We start from the raw sequence: 25,165 nt of genomic DNA on the forward strand, positions 1-25,165 counted from the left end.
TAATACTGGGTTTTGGGTTCTAGGTATATTTTGATGATTCTAGAACCTAAAACTTCTATATCTCAAAGTGTTTACGCACCACACCTTTCCAGATTTTATATCCCTTAGCGTTCATATGCAATTCATCTTCCAGGTAAAGTTCTGGCCTTGCTACCCCGTTTTCACTTAGCATAGAGTCAAAGATGTTGATCAATGAAGCTTTCTCCACATTCATCAATTCTTTTCGAATTAAGCTGTTAGTTAACTTGATCTCTGGCAAAAGGTAAGTTCTACTTGGACTGGGTTTTATGGTGATAAAATCCATCGGTGTATGTGGAAATGAAGTCCGAATAAGGCTTGCCAGCGTTCTGAATTTTTTAACCACTTTTTCTGGTGGGATTCCATTAGCCAGGTCATTATCACCTACATAGATAACAATGTGTTTAGGTTTGATTTTGGTGAAAAGACGATCAAAGTAATAGATGCACCAAGAAAATGAAGAGCCTCCAAACCCGAGGTTCAGTACATTCAGTGGTGCCATATCTTCTTCTAATGATTCCCACAGTCGGATGGAAGAACTTCCATAAAAGACTGTGAGGTCTTCTTTGTTGGGAAAGTCTATGATCTTTTTTTCCAGATCCTCTATCTCGCTCTCAAACTCCATGTTAATGACTTCCATTGGTTGAAGGTTTTTTACTTTCTGAGATTGCTTTGGCTACATAATCCTTGAATTTGGATTGATAATCTGCCAAAAATGTTCTCATTTCAGTTTTGTCTTCCTGGTTGCGAATATAGTCAGATGCCTTAAAAGGAGGCAAAATCACACAGGCAAACCGATTGTTTCTCACGCGTTTATCAAAATTCGCAACAGCAATTGGGACAATCCATGGCTCTTTCTTCATGGATAACGCTAATTTGAAGGCTCCAGGTTTGAAAGGACCTGGCGTTTCTTCTGTGGAATAGGAGTTGCCTTCTGGGCTAATGATCAGGTTTCCTCCTTTGCTCAAGTGAGCTCCAGCTTCGTTAAAAAACATTTGTCTGACCTGACGTTTTACTTTCTTGGTATTTTTTTCAGATTCTTCTGTGAAAACGTCAATGTGTCCAAGTCGCTGATAATATTCTTGATGAGCATATTCCTTGCTCATACCAATTCTAACTATCCTTAACCCTGGATCATTGTATTTCTTCATCAAAATCATTGCGCTGATGAAGTGCGAGTCCAGCGTTATTTGAAATTGATTCGGCAGCGTGTTATAAGGATGATTTCTGAGATGGTTGTAAATAAAAATATTGCCAGACTCATCTGGAAGGTTTTCCATCCCTTTGATGAAATAGTTCTGATCATCGAATACCTTTTGATATTCACTTGCATTGATCTTTCTGATCTCATCGGGTTCCAGGTCTTTTGGAGCTTGCACTACGCTGTTATAGACATTCACAAGTCCGTTATAAAACTTGTGTTCTTTTCTGATTTCCTCTAGAAGTTCCCACGATGTATTGGCTATGTTCTTTTCCAGGGGAGTGCCTTGAATTTTCATTTTGTCAAGGGTGCTTAGCGCGTCGCCTACTGTTATTTTATCCTCTAACAGGTGCGGAATTTTGTGTATCGGTGACCATAGGTCAAGACGGGCGCTGTTTTGATCTATGAGATTACTAATGGCAGTGATCTCATGATTGAATCTTGAAGCTATGATTCGGGCCCGGATTGCCTGGAGCTGATGACTGATAAGCCAAAGTAGTCTTCTATGAAATGCCGGAGCAAATACCGGATTTAACTTCAAGATCCTCCCAAGTGTCTCTTTGGGGATGTAGTAAACCATCGTTTCCTGCACCGCATGAGCGTTGATCATATTGGGAAGGTCAATTACTCCTCCCCAGCCAAGCACATATCCTGGTGTATTGATTTGTCGGAAACTGATGCTTTCTTCGTTGTGGTCAAAATGGCTGAAGCGAACTTTGCCAACTCCCAACACATAGAGTCCTTCTGGAGCGCCTCCTTGCTCATAGATGGTGTCATTGGCGCGATAGATTCTGCGTTCAAGTCCCTGAGCAATAAATTCCAGTGGCCCTTCTTCAAATATTTCAAAGAAGGAAGACTTTCGTAAGAATTTTACAAGGTCTTCATCTGGAGAATGTTGAGTGACGGTAAATTCCTCAGGTTTTAGTGATTCCGTTATTGGAAGGGAAGGACCAACATCACTTAGTTTGGCTATCGCTCCTTTAATCAGATCTCGTGCATTTGCACATACTTCTCGTAAAAATATCGTGCCTGCTTCTGGATCAGATCGGAAGATGTCTTGCAGGGTATCGTGGCTCCATTGGATGAAAGTCGCTGACTTGCTGGCTACTTTTACGGTGGTAGCATATCGCCCAGGAGGATTAAATCCACTCCATCCTATAGGAGCGAGCTTTTCACTCGATTGACCTACTTCTATTTCCCCCTTCGAATCATCAATTGACAATGAAAATGTCACTGACCCTGTTTTCAACAGATAGAAGTTATTTGCCTTTGCAAACTGCTGAGTGAGAATCTGATCCTTTTTTAAACGAATCTCTGATCCTTGTGCCAGAATTTCACGGCTAATTGATGAATTGACATTAAAAGTCTTCAATAATTAGGATATTTATAATTAATTGAACTTTTATTAAAATTATGATCAAGAAAATTATAAATATGTTGCGATAAATAAAATTATATTCATCACTAATTACGAAACTGCCAAAGAATATTATGGGTTGTTAGGAGAATTAAAAGGAGTAATTGATCAAATAGGATCACGGTAGTTAACCGGGCTACATTGTGCAAACTTGACGTCTTTTGTCAATCCGAATCGATAGTTCTGGGCGAACTTATTTAGTAAATCTGCAAATTGGGTTGCTTGCTCTGCAGTGATTTCTCCTTCTTTGAAAGAATATAAGAAATAGTCTATTGATCCATCAGCAGCAAAATAGATACGATTAAAGCATCTGATCTGACCACCCCATTTGAAGTCATTTTGGCTTAGGTAAGCACTCAATTCGTGCAACATGGAGTAATAAGCTGTAATGTAGTCTTCTTGTTGATCGGCAAATACAGCTTTGGATGCATCTGAGTGAATTCCACTTTGATACAAACTATCTAACAACTTAATATCCACTCCCAATGAATCCGCATGAGCAATTGGCATAACCTGTTGCGCATTTGCAACATATCCGATGAACAGAATCGCGATGAAAGTGAGTAGTTGTTTTGTCATTCTATAGCTGTTGTTTATCAAAATTGGATGGCGAAAATACGTCATATACGGAGTAACAAAAAGTTGATGCTCGCTTAATTAGAACGAAACATGATGAGTGGGTATTTTCTGTAGATGAGCGAAATAGTTTAATCCATTTCCTAAATTTGGATACAAACAACGCCACTATGTTCTACAGAACTTTACTCACTTTGTCATTCATTGCTTGTTTCATTCATTTTTCGGCTGCTCAATTTGGAGACTTGAGAAAGAAGCTTCAGGAAAAAGCCGCTGAAGTAGTCAAGGAAAAAGTCATTGAGAAAACAGATGAAAAGCAGAATGAATTTGATACTACTTCTTTAAACTATGCGATTGCTTTTCTCGATAAAACGGAATCATTCCAAAATAGACAAGACGGAGAGCGCTTGGTAACAGCTACCAGGTTTGCATTACGCAACGATATAGAGAAAACGGATCGAGAAGAAGCTCGTGATTTATATGAACTTGGCCGGTTGAGTTATGGCAAAAGGGCCTATTATATTGCTGAATTAAATCTTCTTGGTGCCAAACTGGCTTTTGAGTCACTGGGAGAAACTACCGACCCCGTATACCATAAAACGCTTGGGACGCTAGGCTTGTTGTACAGTGATATGGGGCGATTTGATAGAGCTGAAGAATTGACCAAAGAAGCTTTGGAGGGTTGGGAATCCAGCAACGGCAGCAGTAGTGCTGGATATGCTGCAGAATTCAATAATATGGCAGTGCTTAGTTTTAGTCAAGGAAATCTAAAGCAGGCAGAACGGGACCTGACCACTTCTTTAGGTCAAATCAAACGTGTAGAAGGAGAGAATTCAGTTCCCTATGCGATTGCATTAAACAATCTTGGAATTCTATATCAATACATGGGCCGCTTTGAGGAGGCACTAGATTACCTGGAGCAGTGTATTGAGTTGGCTGATAAAGAACTTCGAGAAAAGTCAAGCACTTATGTTCAGTTTCTGACAAATAAAGCCCTGATTTTGCAGGAGATTGGTGATTACAGTAGTGCTGAGTCTACGTATAAACAGGCGATGGATATTCAGACAAGTAGAATGAAGCTCAACAAAACTTCGGATCCAGATTATGCTCATATGCTCAACAATTTGGCATCATTATATATGGTTTCAGGTCGTGAAGAAGAAGCCAAAAAGCTGCTGGAAGAAAGTCTGAAGATATATGAAACCAAGTTTGGTGATAACCATTTACTAACTGCAGGAGCAAAATCTGATTTGGGTAGAGTTAATTTATATCAGGGTGATTACGCTAAAGCAAGTAGTTTGTTAGTGTCAAGTTATTCTGTATTCGATCGACTCTTAGGCTCTGATCATGCTAAAACAATTTCAGCTAAGGAGGACCTTGCCACGCTTGCATGGAAACAAAATGATATTGAAAAAGCAAATACCTACTATACGGAAGTTTTAGATGCCAGTTTAAACTTTATCAATGAGTTCTTTCCTTCTCTTAGTGAAGTGGAGAAGACCAAATATTGGCAGCAGTTCAAGCCACGTTTCCAGAATTACTATCGATTCGTAGCTGATCAGGCAACCAATAAAGCTGAATTGGTAGGAAGTATGATGAACTACAGAATTAAGACCAAAGGGCTTTTACTGAATGCTAGTACGAAGATTAGAAACACCATTTTGTCTAGTGGTGATGATAAGTTGATCTCATTGTATGAGCAATGGCAAGATCAAAAGCGCATGCTTTCTACCTATTATAGTTTTTCTAAGGAAGATCTACAGGAGCAAAAAGTAAATCTGGATTCTTTGGAAGATGCAGCTAACCTGTCAGAACGTAAGTTGAGTGAAATGTCCACGGACTTTTCAGGGGACTTTATAGATGAGTCCGTCGATTATAAAAAAGTAGCTTCGGGCTTGAGTTCATCAGAAGCGATTGTGGAGATCGTGCAGATTCCAGCAGGAGCTCTTTCTGAAACTTCCGCTTACGTAGCTATCTATCTGGATCAATCGACCATAGAACTAGTGAAATTCGATAAAGGAACAGAGTTTGATTCCAAGTACTACAAGTTGTATAGCAATCTTGTAAAGCAGAAACTGGATGATGCGTATTCTTATGACATCTTTTGGTCTGCTTTAGCACCTAAGGTTTCTGGTAAGTCGGTGGTGTACCTATCGCCAGATGGTGTTTTCAATCAAATAAATGTCAATACACTCAAAAGCACTGCTGGAAAGTTTGTGATTCAAGACTATCAGGTGGCTTATGTGGGTAATCCCAATGATGTATTAACCAAGAAGAAGGCTAAAATCGGCAATCAAGCTTTCTTAATGGGCTTCCCAACCTACGGGTCATCAGAAATTGTTCCATTGCCCGGTACTAAAAAGGAAGTAGATATGATCAATTCTACTTTGAAGCCGGGTGGAGTAATTACGTCCTTGTATACTCAGAAAGAAGCTTCAGAAAAGGTAGTGAAGTCGGTTAATAGTCCATCAGTAGTTCATATAGCTACTCATGGCTTTTTCCTGGAAGACAAATCCACGGCCGGAAAGGTTTTTGGTGTTCAGGTGGATTATGCAAATGACAATCCATTACTTCGATCGGGTTTATTGTTAGCGGGCTCTGGAGATGAAGCTGAGAACCAATCTTTTGATGGAAGTGACAATGGAGTACTCACTGCCTATGAAGCAATCAATCTACCACTCACTAAAACCGACTTGGTGGTACTATCAGCTTGTGAAACAGGAAAAGGTGAAGTGAAATCTGGAGAAGGTGTATATGGATTGCAGCGTGCCTTTATGATTGCTGGAGCCAATTCGTTGATCATGAGTTTGTGGAAAGTAGATGATGAAGCTACTCAACGATTGATGAGTACTTTCTATGCCAACATGATCCAAAAGAAGCAGGATCTGGACGTTGCTTTTAGAAATGCACAGCTAGAGATAATGAAATCCTATGCGCACCCAAACTACTGGGGAGCTTTCGTTCTCCTTAGGTAATGTTTGCTTAGTGAATGAAGGAGTAATGAAGCTTTTCGAGTAAATGACTACTGGATACTGACTTGTAGGGTTGAGGTTCTACTCCGAATGATGGAGCCTCTAATCCTAACTCTTGTGCAGCATTCACATAAAATTCTTTTCGGGTTAGTTTAGAAGGAGCTACCGCATTAAACGTTTCATTCCAAAGTTTGCTTTTAATGACTAGCTCAATGATGGCCAGGCAGTCTTCTCTATGAATCATATTGATGGGATTTTCGGCTCCTTTCAAGCCTGCTTTACCAGCTAAAAACCGCCCAGGATGTCGGTCTGGCCCGTATAATCCGCCGAAACGAATCACAGTAGTATCAAATGAATCTTCACCTGTAAATAATTTCTCCATTTTGAGAAGAGAAACTCCGCCACGGTTTAAGTTACTTTCATCAGCATCGGATTCGCTTACTATTCCATTGGTATTGGGATAAACAGCAGTGGAGCTAATGAATAATACCTTGCTCACTTTTTTAGAAATCACCTGATTCCGAATGGATACAAGTTGTTTCTCGTGATACTGATCGTCCGCTTCACTATTTCGTGGCGGAATGTTTATGATCAATATATCACAATTGAAAAATGAGATGTCTCCCTTGAATTCTGGAGACAAATCAATAAAGTAGGGTTTGATACCCGTACGTTCAATTATTTTCAGCTTGTTGCTAGTCGTAGTACTCCCATTGACATGGTAACCATGTGATATTAGTTGTTCACCGAGCGGAAGTCCTAACCACCCACAACCAAGTATGGATATTCGGGACATATCCCAAAGTTATCAATTGATTTTGATTATTAAATCACTTTTAAAAATAACTGTAATTCATTGGTACTGACTATCTTTAGATTCTGACCTTACCAAAAACTAAAATGAAAATCAAAATCTTGCTTTTATTGTCATTGACAACTGTTTCTTATGTGATTTCGGCACAAGATGCGGACATTGTGAAAATTATTGATGACCTCACCATAGAATGGGATGAAGAAGCCAAAGATCTGGAAACTTACGAAGGGTTAACCAGATATTGTCGTGATAAAGCTTACAGAGACAACACCATAGAGTTATTGAATCAGATTCATCACTATGATAGTGCTCTTTTCAAAATTGTAACAGATAAATATGCTCATAACAAAGACCCTGAGGCTAAAGCAACTTTAGCAGATATTGAAACCCTTGAGCTTGATTATGCCACTAGAAGATTTTTAAATTTCCTGAGAAAGGAATGCATGTCTCTAAACGACAATGAGAACAATAAAAATATGGAGGGTTATGAAGATATCGTTAAAGATATTGAAGATGAAATGATTCAGTATGTAGAGGATATTACAAAGCAGATAGATTTAATTGATGAGCATATTCATCATCTCAAAGACCTCTGATCAGTCATAGACTATTTTCAGCTGTTCGACAATTCTCGATACAGCAGGGCAGACCATAGTGTTCTTATGAGTAAGTGATGTGATTTGATACATGCGCTTACGATCCGTATGAGGGTACTCCCTACACGCTTTGGGTCTGCTTTCGTATACGATACATTTATTGTCAGCACCAAGAAATGGACAGGGTGAAGAAGTTAGTACATAATCTTCATCCTCGTCTACTTTTAGGTATTCCTCTATAAATGCGGGCACTTTCATTCGAAGTGTTTTGGCTAGTCGCTCAATGTCGCTAATCTGAAAAATTGGTGATGTGGTCTTGCAGCAGTTGGCACATTCCAAACAATCAATCTCCTGAAAAGTAGAATTATGAAGCTCGTGAAACTGATTATCCAGGTCTTTGGGCTTTTTTTTCTTCAGTTTTTGAAGAAAGGATTTTGTCGATTTTGACTGGTCCTGAGCCTTTTTTAAATCTTCCTGGTAAATCATTGGGCAAAAGTAGCGACATCCTGTGAAACCTTTTTTCGACAATTACGAAATATATATTAAATTCGTCTTTGTCGAATAAATAAAATCTAATGAAAGGGACTAACATAGGAGAGCTGGAAGAATTGGTGTTATTGGTGGTGGCCAACCTTTTTGATAATGCTTATGGTATCGCCGTGAAGCAGGAAATTGAAGATAAATGCAATCGCTCTATCACTATCAGTACCGTTCACAACGTCTTGCAGCGACTTCAGGAAAAGGACTACCTGGAGTCGAGATACAGTGATCCAACTCCGGAGCGTGGAGGTAAGCGAAAGTTGTTGTTTCGTGTCACTCCTTCGGGACAAAATGCACTGGAAGTTTCTCGATCTATGCGCGAATCCCTTTGGCAAACTATCCCTAAAGTAGCTTTCGAAAAAGAATGAGCCATTTTCCACCAAATTGGATCACTAGAATCCTGCGGTTTTTCTTTAAGCCGGAGTTATGGGAGTCTATTGAGGGAGATCTCGAAGAACTCTATTGTTATGAGCTTGAGCGAATGAGTTCGAGTCGTGCCAGATGGAGGTACTTTGTCAATGCGGTTGCTTTTTTTAGATACCATCGATTAAGACAATACTCAAAAACTCACAATCAAATGGACTTATTAAAGAATTACCTGAAAGTCTCCATTCGAGACATCAGAAGGCATCGCTTGTTTTCGTCAATCAATTTGCTAGGCTTAGTCACTGGTTTTACAGTGATGCTGCTAGTGTTGCAGTATGCGCTTTTTCAGTTTGGCTTTGATCAATTCAATGAAAAGTTTGATCGAACCTACAGAATTGTAAATGACCGCTATCAGAATGGAGAACGTGTACAACGTGGGGCCATTACATACCCAACCATTGGGCCTACACTGAAAAAAGATTATCCGGAAGTTGTGGCTTACACAAGGCTCACAGTAGGCAGCCGTAATTATTTGCATTTCGATCACCGGCAATTTTTGATGGAAAACTTCATGTGGGCTGATGAGCACTTTTTTGAGGTCTTTGATTACCCAATTTTAGAAGGTGATCCAATTACTGCACTTAAGGAATCGGCGCAAGTAGTCATTTCAGAAAGTTACGCCCAGCGATTGCTGAATGAAGGTCAAACACTCAATGACTTGATTGGGCAAGAAGTACTAATCAATGATTGGGATTTCCATTGCCAGATTAAGGCTGTTATGAAGGATATGCCTGTTCAATCTCATTTGCATAGCGACGTGCTGATCTCTTACAATACCTTCATTCGATTAGCTGGCGAAGGTGCTGACAACAGTTGGATGTGGTCCGATTTTTATCACTACATCGTACTGGAAGAGGGAACTGATCCAGCAGCATTTGATGCAAAACTTCAGGAGTTTGGAAATACCTATTTTAAAAATGGTGAAATATCTGGGGCGGAGGAGAAGTTCGAGTTGCAACCTCTTTCAAAACTTCATTTTGATGATTCCCTGGAGTATGAATATGCTGATGTTATGGACGGTCAGTTTGTTTGGATGATTTTGGCAATTGCATTAATCATCATGTTCATTGCCTGGATTAATTACATCAATCTTACTACGAGTAGAGCTCTTGAGCGAGCAAAGGAAGTTGGTGTGCGTAAGGCAATGGGTGCTTTCAGTCAGCAGGTATTTGGGCAGTTCTTAACTGAGTCATTCTTATTAAATACGCTTGCTTTGATACTAGCGCTGTTAATCGTAGTAGTGGTGCAGCCAATTATGATCGAGATAGTAGACTTGCCTTTAGATCTTTCCGTTTTTGTAAGATCCACGATCTATGAAATGCCATTCATTCCGCTGTTCCTGGGTGTTTTCTTAGTAGTTGTGTGCGTGATTGGTATTTATCCAGCACGATTGATTTCAAGGTTTAGACCAGAAGAGGTCATTAAAGGGAAGTATTCGCTTGTAGGTGATATGGTGAATATGAGAAGGTTTCTTGTGGTTACCCAATTTGCTACTGCGCTTATTTTGGTATCAGCTTCTATATCTGTTTATCGTCAGATTGATTTTATGCGTTCCCAGGATTTAGGGATGGAGTTGAAAAATAATCTAGTGCTATATGGCCCAGACTTAACAGATTTTGATAGTGTGTATATTGCCAAGTTTGAAAGTTTTAAAAATGAACTGGTAAGTCATCCTCAGGTTCTTTCAGTTAGTTCAACAGGGCGATTATTTGGAGATAAAATGTCACGTGGGTTTACCTTCCAATCTTCTGCGGATCCTGATAAGAATACTTTTGGGAGTAATTGGATGCCGATGGATCATCAATTTGTGGAGCAGTTTGGTATTGATGTTCTTTCTGGTAGGTCTTTTGATCGGTCAGATTATCATACCGATGGTGGACAGGTTAATACCGCCATGCTGAACCAGTCGGCACTTAAGTTATTCAAATTTGACACTCCAGAAGATGCTATTGGTGGACAGGTTATAGTGAAAAACTCAGGAAAAGAATACCGCATTGTTGGCGTGGTGAGTGACTTTCATCAGCGAACATTAAAAGAGACCATTGAACCGATCATATTTTTCCCATTTCACGACAACAGCCATTTCATTACGGTAAAATATGTGGAAGGAAAAGAAAAAGAAGCGATAGCCTTGGCACAGGATGAATTCATGAAGTTTTATCCGGGTAATTATTTTGACTACTTATTTCTTGAAGAACATTTCGATGCGAACTATCAATCGGATCAAACCATAGGGGTGATGTCTGCAGTTTTGACGGTCATTGCCATCATATTGGCTGTTTTGGGACTCTATGGATTGGTATTGGTGACGTTGCAAAAGGGAACTAAGGAAATCGGAATCAGAAAGGTTTTAGGAGCGAATGTAGGACAGTTGCTATCCAGGTTTGGTGGGCAATTTGTTGTACTCATTGTGGTTGCTTCAATCATAGGGATTCCTGCAAGTTCTATTGTTATTCAAGGATTCCTTCAGGATTACTCTTATAGTATCGGGTTAGAATGGTGGGTGATAGTGGTGTCTGCTTTGCTCATGCTAGGGTTGTGTGTGGTGACCGTATTACTTCAAACGAATAGAATTGCTAAAAACAATCCGATTGAGTCATTACGATACGAGTAGCGTTACCACTTAACCATTGGGAAAGGCTTTAATGGATGCCTGCAAGCATGTTTTAAAGCCTTTTTTAATATTATTTTGGTAAAATCATGCCTTGGATATTGAGATTCTATTGATTGAACCAGGCTCATTGGAATATTGAAGTGGATTTTACCTGCGGATAGATCGATCAAATCAGCCTTACGAAATGCCTCAGCTTCAATATTTCCCTTGATTTTAGTGAGTTTGTGGTGTTGCTTGATGATGAACGATACTTCCTCAGGAAGCAGTTCAAAATCGCTTGCAGATATATATTTCCTGGCCAATTCTGCTGAATGATTCAGGTAATCCATATGGTTGTTTACCCATATGTCTAAATCATGAAAAGCAGCACAGATGGCTAGTTTTCTATTTTCACGCATGAGCAGTAGTGTTACTGCATAGTGATAAACTCGCTGTGCATGATTGTGATAGGCATTGAATTCTTCGCCAAGATCAGCATTGAACTTATGAAGTATCTGGGTTATTAATTTCAATGTTGTAATGTTAAAACCTTGTTCGTCCTTCTCAAGTTACAAATTAGCGCGTTGTAATGATATACTTTCATTGATGGGGTGAGAAGCAGCTAAGAGAATCACTTTTCACTTGTTTGAGTCAGAGTTAGAGCCATTCATTGCTTTGTAAGCCAATATTTATTTGAGGATCATTTGGAGTTGTGTTATATGATTATGAGTTGATCAATCGATTGTGTATTCAGTAAAAAGTGCTAATTTGTTCTCGATTTGACGCAGTTGCAGGGTTTATGTTTCTTTGCCCGATTTTTTGAATCTTTATGAGGATTCCTTGACAAATGAACAAGAAAAGAGAAGTCACCATTTATGATATTGCCAGGGAACTCAATGTTTCCCCATCTACGGTATCTCGGGCTTTGAAGGACCATCATAGTATTGGTAAGAAAACGAAAAAAGCCGTTCTTAAATTGGCTGAAGAAAGAGGGTATCAGCCGAACATCATCGCTTCAAGTTTAAGGAGTAACAAAACCAACACGATTGGTATTATTACTTCATGGATCAATAGGCCATTCATCTCCTCATTAATAAGTGGAGTGGAGATGGCAGCAAATAAGTCAGGGTTTAATGTAATTATTTCACAATCACATGACAGCTATGAAAATGAAGTTGCTAATGCAAAAACACTTTATGGAAGTAGGATAGAAGGGTTGGTGGTTTCTTTGGCAATGGAAACTACAAATTACGACCACTTTCAAAAATTTCTAAAGAAGAATATCCCTGTAGTATTTGTAGATAGAGTGCCAGATGATTTGAATACCACCAAAGTGGTGATTAATAATTACGAATCAGGGTTTAAGGCAACAGAACATCTTATCGAGCAAGGTTGTAAGCGAATTGCTCACATTGGAGGTGTGCGTCATCGAAATGTGTACAGCGAACGAATGAACGGATATGTGGCGGCACTGAAGAAGCATGGTTTAGAGGTAGATTCCAATCTCATCGTTGAGAGTGATCGACTGAGCTCAGAAGAAGGGTATCGAATTGCTGAATATTTGATCAATTTGGATGCTAGGCCTGATGGGGTCTTTTCAGCCAATGATACAGCTGCGGTGAGTTTTATTAAGTATGCCAAATCAGTTGGTGTGAATGTGCCTGAAGATATTGCCGTGATTGGTTTTAATAACGATCCCATTTCTACTATCATTGACCCAGCACTTTCTACTGTCAGCCATCCCGCATTTGAAATGGGAAAACTTGTAGCTGCTCAGGTATTAAATCAAGGGCGCTTGCCGTCCGAACTAATACAGGCTCAAACGATCATGTTGGAAACAGAGCTGATCATTCGTGAGTCCACTTTGCGGGAAAAACATTAAACTTTACAGTAGTGCAATAAAAAAGCCATTACCGAGTAGATAATGGCCTTTTAGTGTTTTGATATTCTTAAAGCTTATTTAGCCTCTTCGTATCTTCTATTTACTTCAGTCCAGTTGATTACACCGAAGAATGCGTTGATATAATCAGGGCGCTTGTTTTGATATTTCAAGTAGTAAGCATGCTCCCACACGTCAAGTCCAAGGATAGGAGTACCTCCACATCCTACACCTGGCATCAATGGGTTATCCTGATTAGCGCTAGAGCAAACCTCTAGTTTTCCTCCAGGATGTACGCAAAGCCAAGCCCAGCCAGAACCAAATCTAGTCGCAGCAGCGTTGCTGAATTCATCTTTAAATTTTTCGAAATCACCGAAAGACTCAGTGATTGCATCCATGATCGCTCCTGAAGGGTTTCCTCCTCCGTCAGGACCAAGGATAGTCCAGAAAAGTGAGTGGTTCCAGTGTCCACCTCCGTTATTTCTTACTGCACCATTATCACTGTGGCTTTTCAAAAGTTCTTCTAGAGACTTTCCTTCCATCTCAGTGCCTTCTACTGCAGCGTTAAGTTTAGCTACATATCCAGCGTGGTGCTTGCCATGGTGGATTTCCATGGTTTGAGTATCGATATGTGGCTCAAGTGAATCATGAGCATATGGTAAATCTGGTAATTCAAATGCCATTTTTTGCTTTCTATTTAGGTTTAAAAAATTCGTTTCTTCTTTCAAATATAAAACACTCGTGACTAGGAATTGTTTCTTCGCATCCGACTAAAAAAAGATTTTAACATCATCGTCGATTCTTCTGCGAGTAAACCTCCTGAAATCTCTGTCTGAGGATGTATGATTTCAGGGTTGGATTGTCGGTATCCACGTTTTTCATCCTGTGCTCCGTAAACTACGCGAGCAATCTGGGACCAATACAAAGCTCCTCCACACATGGTGCACGGTTCTAAAGTCACATAAAGCGTACATTGATCCAGGTAGCGTGATCCTAGATAATTTTGTGCTGCTGTAATGGCTAGCATTTCTGCGTGAGCAGTGACATCATTTAGTCGCTCTACTTGATTGTAGGCTCTGGCAATAATTCTATTCTGACAAACTACAACAGCTCCAACAGGAACTTCTCCATCTTCAAAGGCCTTTTGCGCTTCTTTCAAAGCCTGGTTCATGTAATGATCGTCGCTATGGATGCTTAAGTCGCTCATTTTACTCTCACACTGTTCATGATCTCATGCGCCGAATCCTGCCATTGGTTCTGCTGCTTCGCAGGGCATGTAAAATTAAAGAGCAAAATCTTATCTTGATAGAGCGTGTATTGAATATAAGTGTATTTAGCAATCGCAACACCATTTCCAAAGGTTGCATCCTCATCAGTTACTCTGGAAATGAATTCGAAAACGATGAATTTGCGACCAGCTTTTTCCACTATTCCTTCTTGTATGAACTCAATTTCTGTAAAGAGATTGGCTATTGTGGATTTATAGAGACTTTTAATCACTTCATAATTGCCACCTTGCCAGGTATTACTAGTTTCATTCACTACCACATCGATCTGCTGATTGTAATCAGTGTACATCGCAATTGGTGGTCTTGAGGAAATGTTTTTCTGAATGATTTCCCCTTGCTCCAAGGCTCTGAAATCTTCAGGAATATCCATGGAGATATGGTCATTAACCTTAGTTCTTTTGAGTTGGTATTGTGAGCTGGCCTGAAAACCAATAACCAAACTTATGACCGCTAGAATGTATTTGATATTCATTAAACTGGGTTGTTTTTGAGTCAAAGCTAAAACTTATGTGGTTGTAACAGTGAAAGAGTGCCAAAAAAAGGTGCAACATATGCTTTAGCATGCTAATTTCGTACGAGATAAGTGTCGGCTTAAAATCAGGTTGGTCAATTTGCCGATTGGCTAAACCGTATAAATTTGCCGCTGTTTAAAACTGAAAGAAGTAAAGCATATATAAAATGTTAAGAACACACACGTGCGGAGAGCTTAGAAGTGAGCATATTGGTCAGGAAGTAACTTTGTCTGGTTGGGTACAGAAGGTACGAGACAAAGGTGGAATGATATGGATTGATATCAGGGATCGATATGGTATTACACAGCTAATTTTTGAAGAAGGTGTGACGAGTAAAGAGGCTATCGAAACGGCAAGAGAAGTTGGTCGTGAGTTCGTAATCTCGGCCACTGGTCAGGTGGTAGAGCGTGTGGCTAAAAATGATAAAATTCCTACAGGAGATATCGAAATCAAAGTAGGTGAATTGAAAATATTCAATAAGTCAAAAACTCCTCCATTCATTATAGACAATGATACAGATGGTGGTGAGGACCTAAGAGCAAAATACAGATATCTTGACCTAAGAAGAGAGGTTGTTAGAAAGAATTTGGTAATGAGACATGAGTTGTTGCAAAAGACTCGTGCATACCTTTCCAACAACCTTTTCATGGAAGTAGAGACTCCTTATTTGATCAAGAGTACTCCAGAAGGCGCTCGTGACTTTGTGGTTCCATCTAGAATGAACCCAAATCAGTTCTATGCCCTTCCTCAGTCTCCTCAAACCTTCAAGCAATTGTTGATGGTTTCGGGGTTTGATAGATATTTCCAGATTGTAAAATGTTTTCGTGACGAAGATTTAAGAGCAGACAGACAGCCTGAGTTTACTCAGATAGACTGTGAAATGAGCTTTGTAACTCGTGAAGATATTTTGAACACTTTCGAAGGCTTAATCAAATACTTGTTCAAAGAAGTGAAAGGTGTAGAACTTGGTGAGTTGCCACACATTCCTTACAGCGAAGCAATGTCTAAATACGGTTCAGATAAGCCGGACTTGCGTTTTGGAATGGAGTTCGTAGAATTGAACGACCTGGCTCAAGGCAAAGGCTTTGTGGTGTTTGATAGCGTAGAGTTAGTTGTGGGGATCAATGCAGAAGGATGTGCTGACTACACACGTAAGCAGATTGACGAATTGACCGAGTTTGTGAAAAAACCACAGATTGGTGCAAAAGGTCTTGTGTATGTGAAATACAACGAAGACGGTACATTAAAGAGCTCAGTCGATAAATTCTATGACGAAGCAGCGTTGAAAACATGGGCTGAGAAGTTTGGTGCTAAGCCAGGTGACTTGATGTTGATTCTTGCTGGAGATACTAACAAAGTAAGAAAGCAATTGAATGAGCTAAGACTTGAGATGGGAACAAGATTGGGTCTTAGAGATAAAAATACATTTGCAGCGGCATGGGTTGTTGACTTCCCATTATTGGAGTGGGATGAAGAAACAGAAAGATTCCATGCAATGCACCACCCATTCACATCACCAAACCCTGAGGATTTGGACAAACTAGCAACTGATCCTGGTGAGGTAAGAGCCAATGCTTATGACATGGTGGTGAATGGTGTAGAGTTAGGTGGTGGTTCTATCAGAATTCATGATCGAGACATTCAGTCGTCCATGTTTGATGCATTAGGGTTCACTAAAGAAGAGGCTCAAGAGCAGTTCGGTTTCTTGATGAATGCTTTCGAATACGGAGCTCCTCCACATGGCGGTATTGCATTCGGGTTTGATAGATTGTGTGCTTTGTTTGGTGGTCAGGATAGTATCAGAGACTTCATCGCCTTCCCGAAAAACACTTCAGGAAGGGATGTAATGATCGATTCGCCATCATTAATTGACGGTGCGCAGTTGGAAGAGCTTCACTTGAAGTTAACTCCTGTATCTAAAAGTGAATAATTTGCTAAATTGAGTAACTCATAGCACTAGAATATGACCAAGAAATTTCTCCTTTATTCGTCTCCAATTGTCATTTTGTTTATGACAATTTCATTGTTCGAGCCATGGATATACAGAAACTTCATCACGAGTGGAGTAGTTGATACCCGGCTAAAAGGAGAACATTTTGATATTATTGCGCACAAAGGGGCGTCGGGAGTCGCCCCTGAAAACACCCTGGCTGCTGTACAGTTGGCACTGGATATGGGTGTAGACATGATCGAAATCGATGTGCGAAATACTCATGACGAAGAGATTGTGGTGATACATGACGCTACGTTGGATCGCACTACTGACGGTACTGGTCTCGTTCATGATTACACATTAGAGGAAATCAAGCAACTGGATGCTGGCTCCTGGTTTGGTGACGCCAAATATGTTGGTGAAAAAGTTCCTACCTTAAAAGAAGTGTTGGATTTAGTTAATGGTCAATGTCAGGTGTTGATTGAAATCAAACACATGGATCACCCACATTATCATGACTTTGCTGAGAAGTTGATTGATGTTATCAAGGAGGAGAAAAATGGTTATGAATGGATCATTCTTCAATCAGAAGAAGTAGAATATTTAGAAGCTGCCCATGAATATGATGATCATGTGCAGACTAAGAAGCTCATGATAGGTGAAGATTCAACGCCATTGCTGGCCTTCTATATCGAAACCAAAATGCACCTTGGAAGAGCGAAAGAAGATGATCGCATGAAAGCTTTGAATCCTGAGTTTCATACGTTGAGTACTCGCCGTGTATTCCGAATGCATGCCAGAGGGTTTCAGGTTTACACCTATTCACCAAACACAGAGGAGGACATGATCAAGATGCTACACATGGGTGTAGATGGTATTATCACTGACTTTCCTGATAAACTGGTGAAAATTAGAAAGGATATAGAAAATCTTTAAAGTCCTTGCAGGGATAGGTTATCAACTTCTGCAGCTATATACCCAAATGAATCCCAGGCGGGATTTTTCAAGATTCGATCAAATAAATCACGAGCTAAATCAACCTGCCCGCTGTAAGAGTAGTAGTTAGCTACTCCATAACCGAGCGTCGGATCTATAGAGCTATTGTCTGCTCGGTAAGCATAATCCAAAATGGTCGCCACATTATACACTCCTTTATGCATCAATAACTGCTGATGATAGGACGTGTATTCAATGATATCCATTCGTTTATTAATCGGCTTCAATAGATCAGCTGCAGCAGCTTCATTTCCACTTTTCTTGTAGGTCATATAGAACCAGTTCGTTGTGGCTACTTTCAGATCGTCGTTATCAGCATAAGCCATGCACTGTTTGAATGAGGAAATAGCTTTGTCATAGTTTCCTTTTAAGTAGTAGGCTATTCCGAGGTGATACCAAATATTCCACTTGTTGTTTGTCAGCGGTTTGTTTAAGCGGTTTGGAAGGCCGTCAAGCTCTAAAGCGTTTTTTACTGGTCTCACATAAAATGCTGCTTTTTGCAAGTCTTCGATAGCTCTGTCGAAATCTCGGGTAGTGATAAATCGATGACCTCTGTGTCGAAGAAGTTTATATGAATTAGGAAAAAGATCAAGACCCACCGAATAAATACGTATAGCGTCTTTATATCTCCCTAAATAGCCCAAGCGTCTGCCGTACCAGATGATGTTATCAAGACTGTCAGGTTGTGATTCGTAGTTTTTTCGAGCTTCTTCCATTTGCTCTTCACGCTGCTCACGAGTTCGTTCAGACATGGATTTAGCAGGCAAGATCATTCCGGATAAAGAAATGACCTGATTAGGATCAGATGCAGGAGCATCAAAATCCTGTAAGGACTCTTCCGCTTGTTGTCCTTGACTGCTTTGAGTTTCCAGACAACCTGTAGCAGAGACCAGTATCAGTAAACCTATGGCGAATGGTTTTTTCATGAGCGTGCTGGGTTCTGCCCCAATTTATCCAAAAAGGCCATCAATCCCAATTTGGATAGCCTGGTTGTACAATTTCACCTTCTTCCTCTTTTGCCTTTTTTACCATTTCTCTCACGTCTTTCAGCAATTCTTTGGCGTCAAAAACGATTCCATCTTTGATGGTATATTTCACTCCACCAGCTCTGATTATCTCATTGTCTTCAGTTAAGCGAATAGCTCCAGTACCATAAAGCACTTTTAAATCTGCTAATGGGTTCTCTTCTACAATGACCAGATCCGCCATTTTTCCAACTTCGATGGTTCCGATTTTGTCCTCCATTCCCAGGGCTTCTGCTCCCATAAGGGTTGCAGATCGGATTACTTCCAGTGGATGAAAGCCTGCTTCTCTCAGCAATTCCAATTCTCGGATGTAAGCAAAGCCATACAATTGGTAGATGTAGCCACTATCCGATCCGGTGGTCACACGTCCACCTCTATTTTTGTATTCATTCACAAACTGCATCCAGATCTTGTAATTGTTCTTCCAGGTTACTTCTTGCTCGGTTCCCCAGGAGTGCCAGTAAGAACCATGTGAAACCTTACTGGGCGCATAAAACTCCCACTGTACTGGAAGAGTAAAGTCTTCATGCCATTCGGCTCTTCGGGCACGCATTAAGTCCCTGTTTGCTTCGTAAATATTGAAAGTAGGATCGAGTGTGAAATCTCTGGAAAGTAGTGTCTCCATGACTTCATTCCATTTGTCAGATCCAGGTTCAGCGGCTTGCTCCCATAGTTTTCCAGCTTCTTCAAAACGGTGTTGTTCATTTTGGTAGTTGTAGTCTACAGGGTAGTGCTGCACAATTCTGTCAGCAAACATCGCTTCCGGAAGTCCATACCAATGCTCCATGCTGGTCAAGCCCCATTCAGAAGAGTTCAATACGTTCAACCAGGCTACGTTAGTTTGTGCGTGATGACATGCTGATCCTAATCCTAATCGTTTATTTTCTTCGAGAGCGGCTTTCATGATGTCAGGACGTGCACCAAAGAATTTGATTCCGTCAGAACCTGCTTCAGCATTATCTTTAACCCATTTTACGGCCTCTTCCGGAGTGTCAATACCATCGGTTCCCATTCCAAACCCTGTATATGAGACGATTCTAGGAGCAGTGATTTCATTCTTTCCAGATCGCTTCTTGTGTTCCAATGTCCACTCCCTGCCTCGAAAGCTTCCAGGTTCACGAATGGTGGTGATTCCATGTCCCATCCATAATTTAAATACATATTCTGCCGGTATTTCACGAATAGACCCAATGTGACCATGCATGTCTATGAAGCCAGGCAACACATACATACCTGAAGCATCAATTTCTTTAGCGCCAGCATTAGCTTTAGGTCTTCTGCTTTCAGAAATGTCTACTCCTGGAGATCCTACTACTTGCACTTTAGTAATTTTATTGTCCTCTACGACTATGTCCACCGGCCCCATTGGAGGTGCGCCGTTTCCATTGATGAGTGTTGCACCTCTGATGATCAGTTGAGTGTAGGGCCCTTCACCATCTGTTCTGTCAGGGGCAGGAGTCTGAGCCATGACACTTAGTGATAAAAAACAAACAATTAGTAGTGTGTAGAAGTACCTCATAGTGAATTGTCTAATTTTGCAGTTCAATATAAAAGATTTTTCAGGATCAAAAACGATATTTCCAGATATGGCGAAGACACTATCAAGCATGCTTGATTTAGGCACTGAGGCTCCGGATTTTGAATTGAAGGATGTGGTAACCGGCAAATCAATCTCCTTTGCAAATGCAAGAGGAGCAAAAGGAACGTTGGTTATGTTTATCTGTGCTCACTGTCCTTATGTAATCCATGTACAAGATGAAATAGTGAAAATAGTTGCAGAATACAGAGACCTTGGGGTGGATTTTATCGCCATTTCTAGCAATGATGCAGAGAATTACCCTGGTGATAGTCCGGAGAAACTGAAAGAGCAAGCTGAGACAGTAGGGTTCTCATTCCCTTATTTATACGATGAGGGTCAATCGGTTGCTAAAGCCTATCAAGCAGAATGTACACCGGACTTTTTCTTATTTGATGAAAACAATCAATTGGTGTATAGAGGGCGGATGGATGAGTCTACTCCAGGAAATGATAAGCCAAATGATGGTAAGGATTTACACGCGGCACTTGACGCTTTGATCAAAGGAACTGCTATTTCTGAGGATCAATATCCAAGTATGGGCTGCAATATCAAATGGAAGTAGCGCAATCGTTTTACTTGAGGTAGCTTTTTATTAATTTGCGCGTCCCAAACAATATATCCCAATCATAATTACAGCAGATGAGCAAGGCACAAGGAAGTTTTGACAAATTAACGACTCACCGATTGCGTGAGATGAAAGCTAGTGGTGAGAAAATCGCTATGCTCACAGCTTATGATTACTCAATGGCCAGAATTCTTGACGATGCTGGTATCGATGTAATATTGGTTGGGGACTCAGCGTCAAATGTGATGGCAGGTAATGAAACCACCGTGCCGATCACCTTGGATCACATGATTTGGCATGCTACTTCGGTTGTAAAGGCAGTTAATAGAGCTCTTGTTGTAGTAGATGTTCCTTTTGGTAGTTACCAGGGAAATAGTAGCGAGGCACTTCGCTCTTGTATCCGAATCATGAAAGAGTCCGGTGGACATGCTGTGAAGATGGAAGGTGGGTTGGAAATCAAAGAAAGTATTTCCAGAGTGTTGTCCGCAGGTATACCAGTAATGGGGCATTTAGGATTGACACCTCAGTCTATTTATAAGTTTGGAACATATACTGTAAGGGCAAAAGAGGAAGAGGAGGCAGAGAAATTAAAGTCGGATGCTAAACTTCTGGAGGAGCTTGGCTGTTTTGGGATTGTGTTGGAGAAAATCCCTGCGCAATTGGCAAAGGAAGTTGCTGAATCAGTATCCATTCCAGTTATCGGAATAGGAGCCGGACCACATGTGGACGGTCAGGTTTTGGTCGTTCATGACATGTTGGGAATCACGCAGGATTTCAAACCTAGATTTTTGCGACAATATGCGGACCTCAATACGGTAATGCGTGATGCAACCACTAATTTTATCAAGGATATCCGCTCAGGCGATTTCCCGAACGAGAAAGAAAGTTATTAATCGATATAGAAACACACATAATGACATACGGTCATTAAACACTTTTAAAAGAACATGGCAAAAGAAGCATCTACAATCATTTACACGATAACGGATGAGGCTCCAATGTTGGCTACTCATTCATTCTTGCCTATTATTCAGGCATTCACTGCTCCTGCAGGTATCCAGTTAGAAACTCGCGATATTTCATTGGCAGGAAGAATTATTTCAAGCTTCCCTGAAAGATTGTCTGATGATCAGAAAATCAATGATGACTTAGCTTATTTAGGTGATTTGGCAAAAACTCCTGAAGCGAACATCATCAAGTTGCCAAACATTAGTGCTTCTATTCCTCAGTTGGTTGCAGCGATCAAAGAATTGCAAGCACAGGGGTACAATCTTCCTGATTATCCGGTAGAGCCGAAAAATGATGAGGAGAAAGAAATCAAAGCCAAATACGATAAAGTAAAAGGTAGTGCAGTAAATCCAGTATTGAGAGAAGGTAACTCTGACAGAAGAGCTCCTCGTGCTGTGAAAGAATACGCAAAGAAAAACCCACACTCTATGGGCGCATGGTCATCTGACAGTAAGTCAAATGTGGCGAGCATGAGTGAAGGTGACTTCTACGGAAGTGAAAAATCAGTAACTGTATCTGAAGCAACCGATGTGAAAATTGAGCACGTAGCAGCTGATGGTACGGTGACTGTATTGAAAGATAAAGTTTCTTTGAAAGCTGGTGAAGTGATCGATGCAGCTGTAATGAGTGGTGCTAAATTGAGCTCATTCTTAGAAACTGAAGTTGCAAAAGCGAAAGAAGAGGATGTGTTGTTCTCTGTTCACTTGAAAGCAACCATGATGAAGGTTTCAGATCCTATCATCTTCGGTCACGCTGTGTCTGCGTACTATAAATCAGTATTCGAAAAGCACAGTGAGATATTCAAGTCTTTGGGTGTAGATCCAAACAATGGAATGGGTGATGTTTTAGCTAAAGTGAATACACTTGATGATGCTAAAAAATCTGAGATTCTTGCGGATATCGATGCATGCTATGCTGCTCAGCCTGCTATGGCAATGGTTAATTCTGATAAAGGAATCACTAACCTTCACGTGCCTAGTGATGTGATCATTGATGCTTCTATGCCTGCGGCTATCAGAACTTCTGGTAGAATGTGGGGACCAGATGGTAAGCCAAAAGACACCAAGTTTGTTATTCCAGATAGATCTTATGCAGGCGTTTACGATGCGGTAATTGAAGACTGTAAAGCGAACGGAGCTTACGATCCAACGACGATGGGTAGTGTATCAAACGTAGGTTTGATGGCTCAAAAAGCGGAGGAGTACGGTTCACACGATAAGACATTCGAAATTGCTAGTGCAGGTGCTGTGAAAGTAACAGATGCGGCTGGTAATGTATTGATCGAGCAAGCTGTAGAGACTTCTGATATTTTCAGAATGTGTCAGGTGAAAGATGCTCCAATCCAGGACTGGGTAAAACTAGCAGTGACAAGAGCAAAAGCTACAGGAGTACCTGCTGTATTCTGGTTAGATAAAAACAGAGCACACGATGCTCAGCTAATCGAGAAAGTAAATACTTACCTAAAAGATCACGATACTTCAGATATCGAAATTCACATCCTATCTCCAATCGAGGCGACTAAGTTCTCGGTAGAGCGAATCAGAAAAGGTTTGGATACCATTTCCGTAACAGGAAACGTATTGAGAGACTACTTGACGGATTTGTTCCCAATTTTGGAAGTAGGAACCAGTGCGAAAATGCTTTCTATCGTTCCATTGATGAACGGAGGAGGATTGTTTGAAACTGGTGCTGGTGGATCTGCTCCTAAGCACGTAGAGCAGTTTGTTGAAGAAGGTCACTTGAGATGGGATTCATTAGGTGAATTCCTGGCTTTGGCTGCTTCTTTGGAGCACTTGAGCAAGGTGGATGCTAATCCAAGAGCTCAGGTATTGGCAGATGCGTTGGATGCTGCAACAGGTAAATTCTTAGACGAGAATAAATCACCTTCTAGAAAGGTAAACGAAATAGATAACAGAGGTAGTCACTTCTACTTAGCTCTTTATTGGGCTGAAGCTCTTGCTTCACAAAATGAGGATGCAGCTTTGAAAGACATCTTTGCAGGTGTAGCTCAAGAATTGCAATCAAGTGAAGCAAAAATCAATGAAGAATTGATCGCTGCTCAAGGTGCTGCAGTAGAGATTGGTGGTTACTTCAAGCCAAGTGATGAATTGACATCTGCGGCTATGAGACCAAGTGCTACTTTGAACGGAATCTTAGGTGGAATCGCTTAATTCCTAAGAAATAGATAAAAGTAAAAAGCTGATTTGCAGTAAGCAGATCAGCTTTTTTGTTTTCAAAGATTCTATTAACATCCAACATTTTAAATGTCACAAATCTGGATCGCTTCTTTCAGTGATGCGAATTGATCTTCTCTTTTCGGTATAAACTCTTGTGCGACGAACCCAGTGAAGCCAGTATCATAAATAGCTTTCATGATCGCCGGATAGTAAAGTTCCTGATCAGTACTAATTTCATTTCTTCCAGGAACGCCTGCAGTATGATAATGCGCGATATACTGGTGATACTTTTGGATAGTAGCGATGATGTCTCCTTCCTGAACCTGCATGTGGTAGATGTCATAAAGGATTTTAAAGTTAGGACTACCTAGTTTTTCACATAGTCTTGCAGCCCACTCAGTGCTGTCGGCCATATAGTCTGGATGGTTCACTTTGGAGTTGAAAATCTCAATACAGATAGTCAATCCACGCTGTTCAGCTTCCTTTACAATTGGTTCCAATCCCACAGCACAGTTCTCCAAACCTACTTCATCATCCATGCCATGTCTGTTTCCAGAAAAACAGATGATATTCTGAAAACCCGCATCCTGAACTTTCGGCATTAAGTCAAAATACTCTTTTTTATGACCAGCATGATTTTTTGGATTGTTGAAACTATCTGTATGGTGCAATGGCACGCTGTTACACATCGCACAAGTAAGCCCATATTTGTTAATAGTGGCATAATCTTCCGGGTCTACTAACTCAACAGATTTGATTCCTAGTTCTACAGCCCACTCACACAGCTCCTCAACAGTCTTGCTTCCAAAAGGCCATCGAGTGACAGAGTGATTGATTTTGCCATTTAGTTTAAATGGTTTTTTATCACTAGCCGAAGCTAAAGAAGGTAGTCCGGTTAGCGCCGCTGCTGAGATGCCCGCCATGTTTTTAAGAGCTGTTTTTCTGGTCATTTTCATGAGACCAATATAGTTAGTTTTATTAAATCCGCTAACGCAAACGTTTTCATTGAAATTCTTTCAAAAAAGGTGCGTCTATATGACGCATTATTG

At 40.5% G+C, this 25,165-nt stretch carries 22 protein-coding genes; 10 read left to right on the forward strand and 12 right to left on the reverse strand.

Going from position 1 to position 25,165, the window contains the following annotated elements:
* Positions 1-55 precede the first annotated feature (55 nt).
* The 3 genes from NXS00_RS22435 to NXS00_RS22445 form a co-directional block, all read right to left on the reverse strand.
* Positions 56-658 carry a GDSL-type esterase/lipase family protein gene (locus NXS00_RS22435; protein WP_258101527.1) on the reverse strand — a complete coding sequence of 201 codons (603 nt, stop codon included), beginning with the start codon at positions 656-658 and terminating at the stop codon, positions 56-58.
* Entirely contained in the window at positions 645-2,591 is a 1,947-nt protein-coding gene (locus NXS00_RS22440; protein ID WP_258101528.1) for a cyclic nucleotide-binding domain-containing protein, read from the reverse strand. Before NXS00_RS22440 ends, NXS00_RS22435 begins: the two co-directional genes overlap by 14 nt.
* Positions 2,592-2,744: 153 nt before the next feature.
* On the reverse strand, positions 2,745-3,215 hold the full coding sequence (locus NXS00_RS22445; protein WP_258101529.1) for a hypothetical protein: 471 nt from the start codon (positions 3,213-3,215) through the stop codon (positions 2,745-2,747).
* A gap of 167 nt (positions 3,216-3,382) precedes the next feature.
* Between NXS00_RS22445 and NXS00_RS22450 the strand changes: the two genes are divergently transcribed.
* Positions 3,383-6,187 carry a CHAT domain-containing protein gene (locus NXS00_RS22450; RefSeq protein ID WP_258101530.1) on the forward strand — a complete coding sequence of 935 codons (2,805 nt, stop codon included), beginning with the start codon at positions 3,383-3,385 and terminating at the stop codon, positions 6,185-6,187.
* A 7-nt stretch (positions 6,188-6,194) separates the two neighbouring features.
* Here NXS00_RS22450 and NXS00_RS22455 read toward each other — a convergent pair whose 3' ends face one another.
* Positions 6,195-6,980 carry a Rossmann-fold NAD(P)-binding domain-containing protein gene (locus NXS00_RS22455; protein WP_258101531.1) on the reverse strand — a complete coding sequence of 262 codons (786 nt, stop codon included), beginning with the start codon at positions 6,978-6,980 and terminating at the stop codon, positions 6,195-6,197.
* A 104-nt stretch (positions 6,981-7,084) separates the two neighbouring features.
* On the opposite strand from NXS00_RS22455, the gene NXS00_RS22460 reads away from it, so the two are divergent.
* Positions 7,085-7,594: a hypothetical protein gene (locus NXS00_RS22460; RefSeq protein WP_258101532.1), complete on the forward strand. Its 510-nt coding sequence runs from the start codon at positions 7,085-7,087 to the stop codon at positions 7,592-7,594.
* Here the strand turns inward: NXS00_RS22460 and NXS00_RS22465 are convergent, their stop codons facing one another.
* Positions 7,595-8,080 (reverse strand): YkgJ family cysteine cluster protein, encoded by a 486-nt coding sequence (locus tag NXS00_RS22465; protein ID WP_258101533.1) that lies wholly within the window; start codon positions 8,078-8,080, stop codon positions 7,595-7,597.
* Between the two features lie 89 nt (positions 8,081-8,169).
* Here NXS00_RS22465 and NXS00_RS22470 point away from each other — a divergent pair, with 89 nt between their 5' ends.
* The gene (locus tag NXS00_RS22470) at positions 8,170-8,502 is read left to right on the forward strand and encodes a helix-turn-helix transcriptional regulator (RefSeq protein WP_258101534.1); all 333 of its coding nucleotides are present in this window, start codon (positions 8,170-8,172) and stop codon (positions 8,500-8,502) included.
* Positions 8,499-11,174: an FtsX-like permease family protein gene (locus tag NXS00_RS22475; RefSeq protein WP_258101535.1), complete on the forward strand. Its 2,676-nt coding sequence runs from the start codon at positions 8,499-8,501 to the stop codon at positions 11,172-11,174. The genes NXS00_RS22470 and NXS00_RS22475 overlap by 4 nt, the downstream gene beginning before the upstream one ends.
* Positions 11,175-11,176: 2 nt before the next feature.
* On the opposite strand, the gene NXS00_RS22480 is transcribed toward NXS00_RS22475, so the two are convergent.
* A complete protein-coding gene (locus NXS00_RS22480) occupies positions 11,177-11,686 on the reverse strand; it encodes a hypothetical protein (RefSeq protein ID WP_258101536.1) in 510 nt (169 codons plus the stop codon).
* A gap of 314 nt (positions 11,687-12,000) precedes the next feature.
* Between NXS00_RS22480 and NXS00_RS22485 the strand changes: the two genes are divergently transcribed.
* Positions 12,001-13,035 (forward strand): LacI family DNA-binding transcriptional regulator, encoded by a 1,035-nt coding sequence (locus tag NXS00_RS22485; protein WP_258101537.1) that lies wholly within the window; start codon positions 12,001-12,003, stop codon positions 13,033-13,035.
* Positions 13,036-13,109: 74 nt separating this feature from the next.
* On the opposite strand, the gene NXS00_RS22490 is transcribed toward NXS00_RS22485, so the two are convergent.
* The 3 genes from NXS00_RS22490 to NXS00_RS22500 all read right to left on the reverse strand — a co-directional run bounded on the left by NXS00_RS22490 (position 13,110) and on the right by NXS00_RS22500 (position 14,793).
* Positions 13,110-13,715: a superoxide dismutase gene (locus NXS00_RS22490; RefSeq protein ID WP_258101538.1), complete on the reverse strand. Its 606-nt coding sequence runs from the start codon at positions 13,713-13,715 to the stop codon at positions 13,110-13,112.
* Positions 13,716-13,777: 62 nt separating this feature from the next.
* On the reverse strand, positions 13,778-14,239 hold the full coding sequence (locus NXS00_RS22495; protein WP_258101539.1) for a nucleoside deaminase: 462 nt from the start codon (positions 14,237-14,239) through the stop codon (positions 13,778-13,780).
* Positions 14,236-14,793, reverse strand: a complete 558-nt coding sequence (locus tag NXS00_RS22500; protein ID WP_258101540.1) for a hypothetical protein — start codon at positions 14,791-14,793, stop codon at positions 14,236-14,238. The genes NXS00_RS22495 and NXS00_RS22500 overlap by 4 nt, the downstream gene beginning before the upstream one ends.
* A 206-nt stretch (positions 14,794-14,999) precedes the next feature.
* Between NXS00_RS22500 and aspS the strand changes: the two genes are divergently transcribed.
* A complete protein-coding gene (aspS, locus tag NXS00_RS22505) occupies positions 15,000-16,763 on the forward strand; it encodes an aspartate--tRNA ligase (RefSeq protein ID WP_258101541.1) in 1,764 nt (587 codons plus the stop codon).
* Between the two features lie 81 nt (positions 16,764-16,844).
* Complete coding sequence (locus tag NXS00_RS22510; protein WP_258101542.1) at positions 16,845-17,702, forward strand: glycerophosphodiester phosphodiesterase; 858 nt, start codon at positions 16,845-16,847, stop codon at positions 17,700-17,702.
* Here the strand turns inward: NXS00_RS22510 and NXS00_RS22515 are convergent.
* Both NXS00_RS22515 and NXS00_RS22520 read right to left on the reverse strand, forming a co-directional pair.
* Positions 17,699-18,688 (reverse strand): tetratricopeptide repeat protein, encoded by a 990-nt coding sequence (locus NXS00_RS22515; RefSeq protein WP_258101543.1) that lies wholly within the window; start codon positions 18,686-18,688, stop codon positions 17,699-17,701. The two genes, NXS00_RS22510 and NXS00_RS22515, sit on opposite strands and share 4 nt — an antisense overlap.
* A 40-nt stretch (positions 18,689-18,728) precedes the next feature.
* Positions 18,729-20,306 (reverse strand): amidohydrolase family protein, encoded by a 1,578-nt coding sequence (locus NXS00_RS22520; RefSeq protein WP_258101544.1) that lies wholly within the window; start codon positions 20,304-20,306, stop codon positions 18,729-18,731.
* A 67-nt stretch (positions 20,307-20,373) separates the two neighbouring features.
* On the opposite strand from NXS00_RS22520, the gene NXS00_RS22525 reads away from it, so the two are divergent.
* The 3 genes from NXS00_RS22525 (at position 20,374) to NXS00_RS22535 (ending at position 24,110) form a co-directional block, all read left to right on the forward strand.
* Positions 20,374-20,928, forward strand: coding sequence for a thioredoxin family protein (locus NXS00_RS22525; protein WP_258101545.1), 555 nt, complete (start codon positions 20,374-20,376; stop codon positions 20,926-20,928).
* Positions 20,929-21,005: 77 nt separating this feature from the next.
* Complete coding sequence (panB, locus tag NXS00_RS22530) at positions 21,006-21,824, forward strand: 3-methyl-2-oxobutanoate hydroxymethyltransferase (RefSeq protein WP_258101546.1); 819 nt, start codon at positions 21,006-21,008, stop codon at positions 21,822-21,824.
* 54 nt (positions 21,825-21,878) lie between these two features.
* Complete coding sequence (locus NXS00_RS22535) at positions 21,879-24,110, forward strand: NADP-dependent isocitrate dehydrogenase (protein WP_258101547.1); 2,232 nt, start codon at positions 21,879-21,881, stop codon at positions 24,108-24,110.
* 89 nt (positions 24,111-24,199) lie between these two features.
* On the opposite strand, the gene NXS00_RS22540 is transcribed toward NXS00_RS22535, so the two are convergent.
* Positions 24,200-25,072, reverse strand: a complete 873-nt coding sequence (locus NXS00_RS22540; RefSeq protein WP_258101548.1) for a hydroxypyruvate isomerase family protein — start codon at positions 25,070-25,072, stop codon at positions 24,200-24,202.
* Positions 25,073-25,165: the final 93 nt, after the last annotated feature.

Source organism: Marinoscillum pacificum, from assembly GCF_024714495.1.
In the GTDB taxonomy this organism is placed as follows: domain Bacteria; phylum Bacteroidota; class Bacteroidia; order Cytophagales; family Cyclobacteriaceae; genus Marinoscillum; species Marinoscillum pacificum.

What these genes read in the sequence shown, in the direction of transcription:
- NXS00_RS22435 (WP_258101527.1), bottom strand. Translation starts at nt 658, where the DNA reads ATGGAAGTCATTAACATGGAGTTTGAGAGCGAGATAGAGGATCTGGAA.
- NXS00_RS22445 (WP_258101529.1), bottom strand. Translation starts at nt 3,215, where the DNA reads ATGACAAAACAACTACTCACTTTCATCGCGATTCTGTTCATCGGATAT.
- NXS00_RS22450 (WP_258101530.1), top strand. Translation starts at nt 3,383, where the DNA reads ATGTTCTACAGAACTTTACTCACTTTGTCATTCATTGCTTGTTTCATT.
- NXS00_RS22455 (WP_258101531.1), bottom strand. Translation starts at nt 6,980, where the DNA reads ATGTCCCGAATATCCATACTTGGTTGTGGGTGGTTAGGACTTCCGCTC.
- NXS00_RS22460 (WP_258101532.1), top strand. Translation starts at nt 7,085, where the DNA reads ATGAAAATCAAAATCTTGCTTTTATTGTCATTGACAACTGTTTCTTAT.
- NXS00_RS22465 (WP_258101533.1), bottom strand. Translation starts at nt 8,080, where the DNA reads ATGATTTACCAGGAAGATTTAAAAAAGGCTCAGGACCAGTCAAAATCG.
- NXS00_RS22470 (WP_258101534.1), top strand. Translation starts at nt 8,170, where the DNA reads ATGAAAGGGACTAACATAGGAGAGCTGGAAGAATTGGTGTTATTGGTG.
- NXS00_RS22475 (WP_258101535.1), top strand. Translation starts at nt 8,499, where the DNA reads ATGAGCCATTTTCCACCAAATTGGATCACTAGAATCCTGCGGTTTTTC.
- NXS00_RS22485 (WP_258101537.1), top strand. Translation starts at nt 12,001, where the DNA reads ATGAACAAGAAAAGAGAAGTCACCATTTATGATATTGCCAGGGAACTC.
- NXS00_RS22490 (WP_258101538.1), bottom strand. Translation starts at nt 13,715, where the DNA reads ATGGCATTTGAATTACCAGATTTACCATATGCTCATGATTCACTTGAG.
- NXS00_RS22495 (WP_258101539.1), bottom strand. Translation starts at nt 14,239, where the DNA reads ATGAGCGACTTAAGCATCCATAGCGACGATCATTACATGAACCAGGCT.
- NXS00_RS22500 (WP_258101540.1), bottom strand. Translation starts at nt 14,793, where the DNA reads ATGAATATCAAATACATTCTAGCGGTCATAAGTTTGGTTATTGGTTTT.
- aspS (WP_258101541.1), top strand. Translation starts at nt 15,000, where the DNA reads ATGTTAAGAACACACACGTGCGGAGAGCTTAGAAGTGAGCATATTGGT.
- NXS00_RS22510 (WP_258101542.1), top strand. Translation starts at nt 16,845, where the DNA reads ATGACAATTTCATTGTTCGAGCCATGGATATACAGAAACTTCATCACG.
- NXS00_RS22515 (WP_258101543.1), bottom strand. Translation starts at nt 18,688, where the DNA reads ATGAAAAAACCATTCGCCATAGGTTTACTGATACTGGTCTCTGCTACA.
- NXS00_RS22520 (WP_258101544.1), bottom strand. Translation starts at nt 20,306, where the DNA reads ATGAGGTACTTCTACACACTACTAATTGTTTGTTTTTTATCACTAAGT.
- NXS00_RS22525 (WP_258101545.1), top strand. Translation starts at nt 20,374, where the DNA reads ATGGCGAAGACACTATCAAGCATGCTTGATTTAGGCACTGAGGCTCCG.
- panB (WP_258101546.1), top strand. Translation starts at nt 21,006, where the DNA reads ATGAGCAAGGCACAAGGAAGTTTTGACAAATTAACGACTCACCGATTG.
- NXS00_RS22535 (WP_258101547.1), top strand. Translation starts at nt 21,879, where the DNA reads ATGGCAAAAGAAGCATCTACAATCATTTACACGATAACGGATGAGGCT.
- NXS00_RS22540 (WP_258101548.1), bottom strand. Translation starts at nt 25,072, where the DNA reads ATGAAAATGACCAGAAAAACAGCTCTTAAAAACATGGCGGGCATCTCA.